Below are 12447 nucleotides of genomic sequence, written 5' to 3'. Positions count from 1 at the left end.
CCGCGGCGGCACCGGGGGTGCGCGGTTCCCCCGCGAACCTGAAGGGGCGATAGCGGGTACGCACAGGCCCCCGCGGCCCCGCCCCACAGTCGAACCCGAGGCATAACGCCGACCACCGGGGTCAACTGACAGCTACTGCCCGTCAGTTGACGCTTCTACGGTATGGGCTACACCTCCACCCCTCCCCCTCCCCTCCCCCTCTCCCCTCCCCGCCCCGCGCTCTTCGAGGAGACCCCGCATATGCGTCCCACCCACCACAGACGCTTCACGGCCGCCTGCGCCGCCGTCGTCGCCGCCGGTGCGTTGGTTCTGGCCGGGCTGCCCGGCAGTGCGGCCGCCCAGGCCGAGCCGTCCTCCCCCGCTTCCCCGACGACCCTTTCCCCTGCCGAGACAGCATCCGTCGCCAGGACATCGCCCGGCGTCCTGAAGGCGATGCAACGCGATCTCGGCCTCACGTCGGCGCAGGCCAAGGCTCGTTTGGTCAACGAGGCCGAGGCCGGCGCCGACGCGGGCGTCCTGCGTGACGCGCTCGGCCGTACCTTCGCGGGCGCCTGGGTGGGCGGCGCCACCTCGGCCACGCTCACCGTCGCCACCACCGACGCCGCCGACGTCCCCGCGATCGAGGCGCGCGGCGCGAAGGCCCGGGTCGTGGACCACTCCGTGGCCCAACTGGACGCCGCCAAGGCCCGGTTGGACCGCGCGGCGAAGAAGACAGCGACGCGTGACGCGCCCGTCTGGTACGTCGACGTGCGCTCCAACGCGGTGGTCATCCGCGCCGTGCGCGCCTCGGCGGCCAACGACCTGGTCGCCGCGGCGGGCGTCGGCTCCTCGCTCGTACGCGTCGAGCGGACCGAGGAACGGCCCCGCCCGCTGTACGACCTGGTGGGCGGCGAGGCGTACTACATGGGCGGCGGCCGGTGCTCCATCGGCTTCCCCGTCACCAAGGGCACCCAGCAGGGCTTCGCCACGGCGGGCCACTGCGGGCGCGCGGGCACCGCGACCAGCGGTTACAACCAGGTGGCCCAGGGCACGTTCCAAGCCTCCATCTTCCCCGGCAGGGACATGGCCTGGGTCGCCGTCAACTCCCAGTGGACCGCCACCCCGTACGTGAAGGGCCAGGGCGGGCAACGGGTCGGCGTCGGGGGCTCCACGCAGTCCCCGGTGGGTGCGTCGATCTGCCGTTCCGGCTCCACTACGGGGTGGCACTGCGGCACCGTCTCGCAGCACAACACCAGCGTCACCTACCCCGAGGGCACCATCAGCGGCGTGACGCGGACGACGGTCTGCGCCGAGCCGGGCGACTCGGGCGGCTCCTTCATCTCCGGGAGCCAGGCGCAGGGCGTCACGTCGGGCGGCTCGGGCAACTGCTCCAGCGGCGGCACGACGTACCACCAGCCGATCAATCCGCTGCTCCAGCAGTACGGCTTGACGCTGAAGACGACGGGTGGCGGCGAGGACCCCGGTCCTGGTGAGCCGGAGCCGGGCGGCACGTGGGCCTCCGGCAAGGTGTACGCGGCGGGTGACACCGTCACCTACGGCGGGTCGACCTACCGGTGCCTCCAGGGGCACCAGGCTCAGGTGGGCTGGGAGCCGCCGAGCACGCCCGCGCTGTGGCAGCAGGCGTAGCGGCGCGGATCAGCCGAGGATCCCCCTGCTGTACGCCGTGGCCACCGCCGCCGCTCGGTCCTTGACGCCCAACTTGCCGTAGATGTGGGTGAGATGCGTCTTGACCGTGGCCTCGCTGATGAAGAGTTCGACGGCGATCGCACGGTTCGACGTGCCCTTGGCGACGAGCGCGAGCACTTCCCTCTCACGGGAGCTCAGCGGCTCGTTGCCAGGGGCACGCACGCGTGAGACGAGGCGGGAGGCGACGGCGGGCGACAGGACCGTGCGGCCCTCGGCCGCGGCGCGGACCGCGGTGAACAGCTCCTCGCGCGGGGCGTCCTTGAGGAGGTAGCCGGTCGCGCCCGCCTCGATCGCGGGGAGCGTGTCGGAGTCCGTGTCGTACGTGGTGAGGACGAGGACGCGGGCGCGGGCGCCGCGCCGGGTGAGCTCGGTGATCGCGTCGACTCCGCTGCCGCCGGGCATGCGCAGGTCCATCAGGACGACGTCCGGGTCGAGTTCGGCGGCGAGCGTCACGGCCTCCACGCCGTTGGACGCCTCGCCGAGCACCTGGAAACCGGGGTCCGAGAGGAACATGCCGCGCAGGCCGTCGCGGACGACGGGGTGGTCGTCGACGATGAGGAGAGTGATCACTTCAGTGCTCATGGCGGACCAACGGTACGCGAGCGGACACCGCGGTGCCCCCGCCGGGTTCGGACTCCACGGTGAGCGCTCCGGCGATGCGTTCGGCGCGGGCCCGCATGCCGTCGAGGCCGAAGCCGCCGGTGCCGGTGCGCTCCACGGTAGCGAGCGGGTCGAAGCCCCGGCCGTCGTCGCGCACGTCCAGGGTGACCTCGTCGCCCATGAAGGAGAGGGTGACGCCGACGCGGGTGGCTTCGGCGTGCCGGGCGGTGTTGGACAGGGCCTCCTGGACGATGCGCAGCAGGGTCGCCTCGATCTCGTCGTGGAGGTCCTCGGCGGTGCCGGTGACGGTGAAGTCGGCGCGCGCCCCGGTGCGTTCGGCCCATTCGGCGACGGTCTTCTTCAGGGCTTCGGGCAGGCGGTCGTACTCCAGGGGCGCGGGCGAGAGGTTGTGGACGGAGCGGCGGGCCTCGCCCAGGCTGTGCCTGGCCAGGTCGGCGGCGCGGCCCAGGTGCTCGCGGGCCAGCTCCGCGTCGGTGGTGCCCGCGACGACCTGGAGCTGGGCGATGATGCCGGTCAGGCCCTGCGCGATGGTGTCGTGGATCTCGGCGGCGAGCCTGCGCCGCTCGTCGGCGACGCCCGCCTCACGCGCTTGCAGGAGGAGCTGGGCGTGCAGGGCGACGTTCTCGTCCATGGACTCCTGGAGCGCGGTGTTGGTGCGCTCCAGTTCCTTGATGGTGGCGGCCTGCACGCGGGCGCGCTCGTCCTCCTGCTCGGCGAGGTGGGCGAAGACGCTGAGCAGGACGATGTTGACCGCGAGGAGCGCGCCGAAGACGCCCCAGCCCGCGCTGTTCCCCGGCGGCAGACCGCCGGACTGGGAGCCCGCCATGATGATCGCGGTGGCGAAGAGGCCGGGTTTGACCAGGCGGGGCGGGAGCAGCCGCTCGGCGCCGAAGTAGCCGACGACGGCGTAGAACGCGAAGAACGGGTTGAGCCAGGTGAGGACGAAGGCGAAGGCCCAGCGCACGGTGTAGTAGACGGTGCCCGCGACGCTGGGGTCAGGGCGGGTGCGCGCTGCCCGGCCCCACCACAGCTGGAGCACGAGCGCCGCGGCGACCGCGCCCCCGGCCACGTACCACTCGTCGGCGTGCATGCCGACCACCCCGCTGGTGCCGATCGCCATCAGGGTGCCGAAGCAGAGCAGGCCGTAGGGGCCCCAGCGGTTGAACAGGCCCCAGCGCTGCTCGACCGTCGTCGCGGCGTCCGCGGTGGTCGGGTTCATGTGCCAAGTGTCGGCCATCGACCAGGCCACGGCGGGCTCACTCCCACCGGAACCAGCGGGCCGCCCCCGCCGACAGGAGCACGGTCCACGCGAGGAGGACGCCGAGGTGGCCGAGGCTCGGCCAGTCGCCGGCCGCCGCGTCGCCCAGGGCCTGCGCGGCGGCTCCCAGCGGGGCGATCTCCACGATGCGGGCGAGCGTGTCGGGCATGGCCTGCACGGGCAGCCAGACGCCCGCGCTGAACATCATCGGGAAGAAGACGGCGGAGCCGATGGCGGTGGCGGCCTTCGTGGTGCGGGCGAGCGCGGAGACCAGGGCGCCGAGGGAGAGGCCGCACAGGATGGCGAGAAGCAGCGCGATCGCGTACCCGACGGCCTGGCGCGGCAGCGGTACGTCGAAGACGAGGCGCCCCACGGTGAGCGAGAGCAGGGCGGAGACGAGGGCCGCGGTGCCGTAGATGCCCATCTGCGCGCCGAGTACGGCGGAGGGGCGCACCGGGGTGGCGGACATCCGGCGCAGGATGCCGCGCTCGCGGTAGCCGGTGAGGAGCGGCGGCATGGCCTGGAGGCCCGCCATGATCAGCGAGAGGAGCACCGTGACGGGGACGTACGCGTCGACGAGGCGGAGCCCGCCGAGCGAGGCGTCGGTCTCGCGGAAGGAGGGGATGGAGCCGAGGAGCGTCAGGAGCAGGGTGGGGAACGCCATGATCCAGAAGACGGCGCCCGGCTCCCTGCGGAAGAGGCGGAGTTCGGCCCTGAGGACGGCCGATGACGCCTTGGGCCCGGTGGCGGTGTGCGGTGCGGCGACGGCGGTGGTCATGCCGATGCTCCCGTCAGGTCGAGGAACGCGTCGTCCAACGTGGCGTCGGAGACCCGGAGTTGGTGGGCGGTGATGCGGTGCCTGGCGAGCAGTGTGATGGCGGCGTCGACGGTCTCGTCGGTGCCGTTCAGGGTGTAGCGGCCGTCGCGTTCCTCCACGAGGGTGACCGCGGGCAGCGCGGCGAGCTGCCGCCGGTCCAGGGGCGCGGACGGGGTGAAGGACATGACGGTGGAGCTCGCGGCGCGGCTGATCAGGCCCGCCGGGGAGTCGAGGGCGGCGACCCTGCCCTTGTCGATGACCGCGATGCGGTCGCAGAGGCGCTGGGCCTCCTCCATGAAGTGCGTGACGAGCAGGACGGTGACGCCGCTGTCGCGCACGTCCTCGATGAGTTCCCAGGTGTCGCGGCGGGCGCGCGGGTCGAGCCCGGTGGTCAGCTCGTCCAGGACGACGACCTTCGGGTTGCCGATGAGGGCGAGCGCGATGAACAGGCGCTGCTTCTGGCCGCCGGAGAGCTTGCCGAAGCGGCTGTCGAGCTTGTCGGTCAGGCGCAGGCGCTCGGCGAGCGGCCGCCAGTCGGCGGGGTTCGGGTAGAACGCGGCGTACAGCTCCAGGGCCTCGCGCACGGTCAGCTTGGGCTGGAGCTCGCTCTCCTGGAGCTGCGCGCCGAGGATGCGGGTGAGGCGCTCGTGGTCGGCGACCGGGTCGAGGCCCGCGACGCGGACCAGGCCCGAGTCGGGGGTGCGCAGGCCCTCCACGCATTCGACGGTGGTGGTCTTGCCCGCGCCGTTGGGTCCGAGGATCCCGAAGACCTCGCCCTCCTCCACGGCGAAGGAGACGCCGTCGACGACGGTCCGGCCGCCGTAGAGCTTCTGCAGGTCGTGCACTTCGATGAGGGGCATGGGTCGAGAATCGCCGGTGGGCGGGGGTGCGGGCATCGCCCATCGCGCTCGAAGGCGCATCAACCGATCGGTTGACGGGGGCGTACGACTCCGTGGGCGGTCGGACCGAAACTCGGTGGGCTCTGTCAGTGGCGATCCGTAGGCTCGCCCCTGATGCCGAAATCAGATGCCCCCAGCAAGGATCGGTCGACCGTACGGACGCTGCTGCGCCTGTGGCCCTATGTCCGGCCGGTCCGAACTCGCCTGATCACCGCGGCTTTTGTCGCGATCGTCGCCTCCTGTACGGGGCTCGTCTTCCCCCTCGTACTGAAGTGGATGGTGGACGGCCCGGTGGCCGACGGCGACCCGGCGGGGGTGTGGCTCGGAGCGCTCGTGCTGCTCCTGCTCGGCGTCGCCGAGGCGCTCCTCTTCGGGCTGCGGCGCTGGCTCGTCGCGCGCCCCCTCGCGAGCGTGGAGGCGGCGATGCGGGCCGACCTCTTCCGCCATCTCCAGCGGCTCCCGGTCTCCTTCCACGACCGCTGGGCCTCGGGGCAGTTGCTCTCGCGCGGTACGACGGACCTGATGCTGCTGCGGATGTTCCTCGCCTTCCCGCTGACGTTCCTGCTGGTCAACGGCGCGACGATCCTGGTCGGCGTGATCATCCTCCTGGGCCAGGACTTCACGCTCGGCCTGGTGCTGCTCGCGCCCGTGGTGCCGATGGTGATCGCGTGCGCGTACTACGAGGGGCGGTACACCGCCGTGGCGCGGCGGGCGCAGGACCAGGTCGGCGATCTGACGACCGTGGTCGAGGAGAGCGTGCTCGGCATCCGCATCATCAAGGGGTTCGGGCGCCACCGCAGCCAGGCCCGGGCCTTCCGCGAGCTGTCGCACACGCTGCGCGGCACCGAGCTGGTCAAGGCCCGCATCCTCGCCTCGATCTACGCGGTGATCATGGCGCTGCCCGAGGCCGCGATCGGCGCCGCGCTGGTGCTCGGCACGGTGCGGGTGGCGGACGGCGACCTGTCGACGGGCACGCTGGTCGCCTTCCTGTCGACGGCGCTCGCGCTGCGCTGGCCCGTGGAGTCGATCGGCTTCCTGCTCGCGATGTCCCAGGAGTCGGCGACGGCCACGGAGCGGTACTTCGAGGTGATGGACGCGGAGCCGGAGGCGGCGGGACCTCGCACGGCGGACGCGGCGGCACCGGCCGCGGGCGGCGGACTCCAGTTCCACGGCGTGGAGTTCCGCTACCCGGACGCGGGCCCCGACGCTCCCCCGGTCCTCACGCACATAGACCTGCACGTACGCCCCGGCGAGACGATGGCCGTCGTCGGCGCGACCGGCAGCGGCAAGACCACCCTCACCGCGCTCGTCCCCCGGCTCCACGAGGTCACCGGGGGCCGCATCACGCTGGACGGCGAGGACATCACCGCGATGGACCGCGAGCACCTGCGCACCCTGGTCGCCGTCGCCTTCGAGGAACCGACCCTGTTCTCCGCGACGGTCGGCGAGAACGTCCTGATGGGCGCGGGGAAGACCGCGGGAGAAGCCGAGCTGGACCGCGCCCTGGAGGTGGCGCAGGCCGACTTCGCCCACGCGCTGCCCCAGGGCACGGGAACGCAGGTCGGCGAGCAGGGCCTGAGCCTGTCCGGCGGGCAGCGCCAGCGGCTCGCGCTGGCCCGCGCCGTGGTCGGCCGCCCCCGCTTCCTGGTCCTCGACGACCCGCTGTCCGCCCTCGACGTGCACACCGAGGCCCTGGTGGAGGCCGCGCTGCGGCGCGTCCTCGCGGACACCACCGCACTCGTCGTGGCGCACCGCCCCTCCACCGTGCAGCTCGCGGACCGCGTCGCGCTGCTCTCCGGCGGCCGGGTCGCCGCGGTCGGCACCCACCAGGAGCTGCTGCGGGAGAACGCGGAGTACGCCTGGCTGATGTCGGGCGCCGACACCCCGGCCGAACCCACGGTCGAACCCACCGCCGAACCCACCGCCGCCGAGGAGGCTGCCCGATGACCTCGTCGACCTCCGTACGCGAGAAGCCCGCACGCCCCGGGGAACCCGACCTCCCCGAGGCTCCCCAGGCCGACGGCGACCCCTTCGACAAGGACGATCTGCCCGCGCCCCCCGGCGCCACCCGCACCCTGCTGTTCTCGCTGCTCGCACCGCTGCGCGGCCGGGTCGTGCTCGCCACCGTGCTGCTCCTGGTGCAGCAGGCCGTCGTGCAGGCGGGCCCGCTGCTCGTCGCGTACGCCATCGACCGGGGCGTGCCCGCGGTGCGCGCGGGCGACCACGGCCCGCTGATCGCCGTGGGCATCGGCTACCTGCTCTGCGCCGCGTTGTCCGGCGGGCTCCAGTACGCCTTCATCGTGGCCTCCGCGCGCGTCAACCAGGACGTGCTGCTCGACCTGCGCGGACGGATCTTCCGGCACGCGCAGGCGCTGAGCGTCGACTTCCACGAGCGGTACACGTCCGGGCGGCTGATCTCCCGGTCCACCACCGACGTCGAGTCGCTGCGCGAACTGCTCAGCGAGGGTCTGCAGGAGCTCATCACCGTCCTGCTCTCGTTCCTGTACATCTCGGTGATGCTGCTCTGGCTCGACCTGAGTCTCGGCGCGGTGGCCGTGGCGTCCTTCGTGCCGCTCTACCTGCTCGTACGCCTCTACCAGCGGCGCGCGGGCGCGCTGTTCCGCGACCGTTCCACGGCGATCGCGGCCGTCATCGTGAAGTTCGCGGAGACGATGAACGGCATCAGGCCCGTGCGGGCGTTCCGCCGCGAGCGGGCCAACGACGCGGAGTTCGCGGTGCTCAACTCGCGGCACGAGCGGACCAACGGCAGCGCGATGCTGGAGATGGCCAGGTACGTGGTCGGCTCCCGGCTCGTCGCCAACGTCGCGGTCGCCGGGATCGTCCTGTGGGGCGCCTACCGCGTCGCGGACGGCGGGCTCGCGCTCGGCGTCCTTGCCGCCGCCGTGCTGTACCTGCGGCGCCTGTACGACCCGATCGACCGGCTCGGGATGTTCCTGAACTCCTACCAGTCGGCGGCCGCGTCCCTGGAGAAGATCGCCGGGCTGCTCGCGCAGACCCCGACCGTGCCCGAGCCCCCGGCCGCCGTCACGCGCCCGCTGCCCGCCCTGGAGTCCGCGCACCCGGGCCGCGAAGTGCGCTTCGACGGCGTGCGGTTCGCCTACCGTACCGGCGGCGAGGTGCTGCCCCGCTTCGACCTGACGCTGCCCGCGGGGCAGACCGTGGCCGTGGTCGGCTCGACCGGTGCGGGCAAGTCCACGCTGGCCAAGCTGCTCGCCCGGTTCTACGACCCCACGGAGGGCGGCGTCCTGCTCGACGGCGTCGACCTGCGCGAGCTCTCGGGCGCCGAGCTGCGGCGCGGGGTCGTCATGGTGACCCAGGAGGCGTTCCTGTTCTCCGGGACCGTCGCCGAGAACATCGCGATCGGGCGGCCCGACGCCACCCGCGAGGACATCGAGCACGCCGCGAAGGCCATCGGCGCCCACGACTTCATCACGGCGCTGCCCGACGGGTACGACACCGACGTGCGCAAGCGCGGCGGCCGGATCTCCGCGGGCCAGCGGCAGCTGGTGGCCTTCGCGCGGGCGCTGCTCGCCGACCCCGCCGTGCTGATCCTCGACGAGGCGACCAGCTCCCTGGACATTCCCGGCGAGCGGGCCGTGCAGCGCGCCATGCACACGGTGCTGCGCGGGCGCACGGCGGTGGTCATCGCCCACCGGCTCTCCACGGTGGAGATCGCCGACCGGGTCCTCGTGATGGAGCACGGCCGGATCGTGGAGGACGGCACCCCCGACGAACTCGTCGCGGGCTCGGGATCCTTCGCCGATCTCCACCGCGCCTGGCGGGACAGTGTGGTGAGCTGACCGCATGTCTACTGATCGCATGACCGAAGAGCTGGTCGTCCCCGCGCTGTACGAGGGCTAGCCCGGACTCGCCTTCGGCGGCTACGTCGCCGGTGTCCTCGCGGGGCGCACCCCGCCGGGGACGGTGCGGGTGGACTTCCGCGCCGCCGTCCGCGTGGGGGTGCCCGTACGGTTCGGTGAACTGCCCGACGGGGGCGCCGCGTTGACCGACGACTCGGGCAAGGTCCTGGTGGGCGCGCGGCCCGTCGCGGATCCCGCCCTGGACGTGCCGGACGCGCCCACCTGGGACGAGGCCGCGGCGGCCACGGCGGCCTACCGCGCCGCGCCGCCCAGCGGCGTCGCCGACGGCTCGGTCGACTGCTTCGGCTGCGGCGACCGCGCGCCGGACCGGGGCCTGCGCCAGCACTGCGCGCCCGTGCCCGGCCGCGATCTGGTCGCCGCGGCGTGGGTTCCGCATCCCGCGTTCGACGACGGCTCGGGCGTGCTCAGGTCCGACCTGGCCTGGGCCGCGCTCGACTGCCCGAGCGCGGCTCCCGGGATCCACTTCGGCGGGCTGCGCCGGGGCGCGGTGACGGCGTCGCTGACCGGCACGATGCTGCGTCCCCTGGCGATCGGCGAGGAGCACATCACGTATGCCTGGCTGATCTCCGAGTCGGGCCGCAAGCACGAGATGGGCGTGGCGGCGGTGACGGCTTCCGGTGAACTCTGCGCGGTCGGTTCGGCGTTGTGGGTGGACCCCCGCTGAACGCTGCGCTGTTCTTGGGGGTTCCGGGGCGGTGAGCCGCTGCGGGTGGCGTCGTGGCTGGTCGCGCCGTTCCTCGCGCCCCTTACGGGGCACCCCGCGATGTGCCGCGCCGTGACCGGTGAGCCGCTGCGGGTGCGTCGTGGCCGGGCGCGCAGTTCCCCGCGCCCCTGCGGGGCTCACCGGCGGGGCCCCCGCGAAGCCCACCGGCGAAAAGCAGCCACCGGCGACCGTCCGTTCCGTCAGGGGCACCCCCCGTCACCGGGGCTCACCAAGCTCTGCTACTAGGGCCCCTGTCAGACACCGGATAGCGAACGTCCCCCACCGGCCAACGGACTGATTCCGGCCAACTCTTGATGCGCTCCTGACAGCGACGTCCCTCTGGTGCCACTCTTCCCCTCGACCACCGCGCAGCTTTCAACAACGCGGCGGTTTCCCTCACGCAATACCCCGTGTGTACTGCCCAGTTCCGCGTTCCGCCTTGCTCTGCCCGGACGGCGACCCAACCGCCCGGTAGCTCTGGCCGCGCATCCCGCGGCCGCGCAGAAGGAGTCCGCGTTGAGAAGCACCTCCCACAGACGGGCCGCCGCAGCCGGCGCCCTTTCCGCCGTAGCCGCTCTGCTCGCCGTCGCCGTTCAGGCGGGCCCCGCGTCCGCCGACGACCCCTGGACCAGCGCCCCCAAGGCGCAGAAGCTCGGGAACGTCGACCCCGGCGCGCTCGCCGCCAAGCTCACCCCCGCCCAGCGCGCGGAGCTCCTCCGCGACGCCAACGCCACCAAGGCGGACACCGCCAAGGACCTGGGGCTCGGCGCCAAGGAGAAGCTCGTCGTCCGTGACGTCGTCAAGGACCGCGACGGCACCCTCCACACGCGCTACGAGCGCACCTACGACGGACTGCCCGTGCTCGGCGGCGACCTGGTGGTCGAGAGCGCCAAGTCCGGCAAGACCGAGGCGGTGACCAAGGCCTCCAAGGAGCAGCTCAAGGGCATCGACCTGAGCGCCGACGTCAAGGCGTCGGCCGCGGAGAAGCAGGCGCTCGGCGCCGCGAAGGCCGCGGGCTCGAAGAAGGCCGACGCGAACCGGGCGCCGCGCAAGGTCGTGTGGATGGCCAAGGGCGAGCCGACCCTCGCGTACGAGACCGTGGTCGGCGGCCTGCAGCACGACGGCACCCCGAACGAGCTGCACGTCATCACGGACGCGGCCACCGGCAAGAAGCTCTTCCAGTGGCAGGGCATCGAGAACGGCACCGGCAACACGCAGTACAGCGGCCAGGTGACGGTCGGCTCCGTCCAGTCGGGCTCCTCGTACAACCTCACCGACTCGGGCCGGGGCAACCACAAGACGTACAACCTGAACCACGCCACCTCGGGCACCGGCACCCTCTTCTCGGGTCCCGACGACATCTGGGGCAACGGGCAGGCCTCCAACCTGGAGACCGCGGGCGCGGACGCCGCCTACGGCGCCCAGCTCACCTGGGACTACTACAAGAACGTGCACGGACGCTCCGGCATCCGCGGCGACGGAGTCGGCGCCACCTCGCGCGTCCACTACGGCAACAACTACGTCAACGCCTTCTGGCAGGACTCCTGCTTCTGCATGACGTACGGCGACGGCTCGGGCAACTCCAAGCCGCTGACCTCCATCGACGTGGCGGCCCACGAGATGACGCACGGCGTCACCTCGGCGACCGGCAACATGACGTACAGCGGCGAGTCCGGCGGCCTGAACGAGGCGACGTCCGACATCTTCGCGGCGGCCGTGGAGTTCAACGCCAACAACGCCCAGGACAAGGGCGACTACCTCGTCGGCGAGAAGATCGACATCAACGGCGACGGCTCGCCGCTGCGCTACATGGACAAGCCCTCCAAGGACGGCGCCTCCCTGGACAAGTGGAGCTCCAACGCCGGCAACGTCGACGTCCACTACTCCTCGGGCATCGCCAACCACTTCTACTACCTGCTGTCCGAGGGCAGCGGCGCGAAGGTGATCAACGGCGTCCAGTACGACTCACCGACCTCCGACGGCCTGCCGGTGACCGGCATCGGCCGTGACAAGGCGTCGCTGATCTGGTTCAAGGCGCTCACCACGAAGTTCACCACGACCACCAAGTACGCGGACGCCCGCAACGGAACGCTCGCCGCGGCCGGTGAGCTGTACGGCACCACCAGCGCCGAGTACAAGGCCGTCGCCAACGCCTGGGCGGCCGTGGCCGTCGGCAGCCGTCCCGGTGGCGAGGAGCCCGGCACGTCGTTCGAGAACACCACGGACGTCAGCATTCCGGACAACGGTCCCGCGGTGACCTCGTCGGTCAACGTCACGGGCCGCACCGGCAACGCGCCGAACAACCTGAAGGTCGGCGTGGACATCGTCCACACCTGGCGCGGTGACCTGAAGGTCGACCTGCTCGCCCCCGACGGGTCGGTCTACCCCCTGAAGGCCGCCAGCGGTTCGGACTCCGCGGACAACGTCAAGGAGACCTACACCGTCGACGCCTCGTCCGAGGTGGCCAACGGCACCTGGAAGCTGCGGGTGCAGGACGTGGCCGCGCAGGACACCGGCTACATCAACAGCTGGAAGGTCACCTTCCCGTAAGCCCTCTCATC

At 72.4% G+C, this 12447-nt stretch carries 9 protein-coding genes; 5 read left to right on the top strand and 4 right to left on the bottom strand.

The features are described from left to right. The first annotated feature begins 240 nt into the window (after nucleotides 1–240). A complete protein-coding gene (locus KY5_RS28420; protein ID WP_098244891.1) occupies nucleotides 241–1626 on the top strand; it encodes a carbohydrate-binding protein in 1386 nt (461 codons plus the stop codon). A gap of 9 nt (nucleotides 1627–1635) precedes the next feature. On the opposite strand, the gene KY5_RS28415 is transcribed toward KY5_RS28420, so the two are convergent. The 4 genes from KY5_RS28415 to KY5_RS28400 are packed head-to-tail and all read right to left on the bottom strand — an operon-like array spanning nucleotide 1636 to nucleotide 5242. Continuing rightward, nucleotides 1636–2268: a response regulator gene (locus KY5_RS28415; RefSeq protein ID WP_098244890.1), complete on the bottom strand. Its 633-nt coding sequence runs from the start codon at nucleotides 2266–2268 to the stop codon at nucleotides 1636–1638. After that, entirely contained in the window at nucleotides 2258–3526 is a 1269-nt protein-coding gene (locus KY5_RS28410; protein WP_199843275.1) for a sensor histidine kinase, read from the bottom strand. The genes KY5_RS28415 and KY5_RS28410 overlap by 11 nt, the downstream gene beginning before the upstream one ends. 37 nt (nucleotides 3527–3563) lie before the next feature. Beyond that, nucleotides 3564–4343: an ABC transporter permease gene (locus KY5_RS28405; protein WP_098244889.1), complete on the bottom strand. Its 780-nt coding sequence runs from the start codon at nucleotides 4341–4343 to the stop codon at nucleotides 3564–3566. After that, nucleotides 4340–5242, bottom strand: a complete 903-nt coding sequence (locus KY5_RS28400) for an ABC transporter ATP-binding protein (RefSeq protein WP_199843273.1) — start codon at nucleotides 5240–5242, stop codon at nucleotides 4340–4342. Before KY5_RS28400 ends, KY5_RS28405 begins: the two co-directional genes overlap by 4 nt. Before the next feature lie 153 nt (nucleotides 5243–5395). Between KY5_RS28400 and KY5_RS28395 the strand changes: the two genes are divergently transcribed. The 4 genes from KY5_RS28395 (at nucleotide 5396) to KY5_RS28380 (ending at nucleotide 12436) form a co-directional block, all read left to right on the top strand. Beyond that, nucleotides 5396–7228, top strand: coding sequence for an ABC transporter ATP-binding protein (locus KY5_RS28395; protein ID WP_098244887.1), 1833 nt, complete (start codon nucleotides 5396–5398; stop codon nucleotides 7226–7228). Further along, nucleotides 7225–9102 (top strand): ABC transporter ATP-binding protein, encoded by a 1878-nt coding sequence (locus KY5_RS28390; protein ID WP_098244886.1) that lies wholly within the window; start codon nucleotides 7225–7227, stop codon nucleotides 9100–9102. Before KY5_RS28395 ends, KY5_RS28390 begins: the two co-directional genes overlap by 4 nt. A 130-nt stretch (nucleotides 9103–9232) precedes the next feature. Then, the gene (locus KY5_RS28385; protein WP_234362898.1) at nucleotides 9233–9847 is read left to right on the top strand and encodes a hotdog fold domain-containing protein; all 615 of its coding nucleotides are present in this window, start codon (nucleotides 9233–9235) and stop codon (nucleotides 9845–9847) included. Nucleotides 9848–10402: 555 nt separating this feature from the next. Beyond that, complete coding sequence (locus KY5_RS28380) at nucleotides 10403–12436, top strand: M4 family metallopeptidase (RefSeq protein WP_098244885.1); 2034 nt, start codon at nucleotides 10403–10405, stop codon at nucleotides 12434–12436. The last annotated feature ends 11 nt before the right edge of the window (nucleotides 12437–12447 follow it).

Source organism: Streptomyces formicae (assembly GCF_002556545.1).
Taxonomy (GTDB): domain Bacteria; phylum Actinomycetota; class Actinomycetes; order Streptomycetales; family Streptomycetaceae; genus Streptomyces; species Streptomyces formicae_A.
The sequence above is the reverse complement of the archived record's forward strand: the minus strand, read 5'-3'. Positions and strand labels throughout refer to the sequence as shown.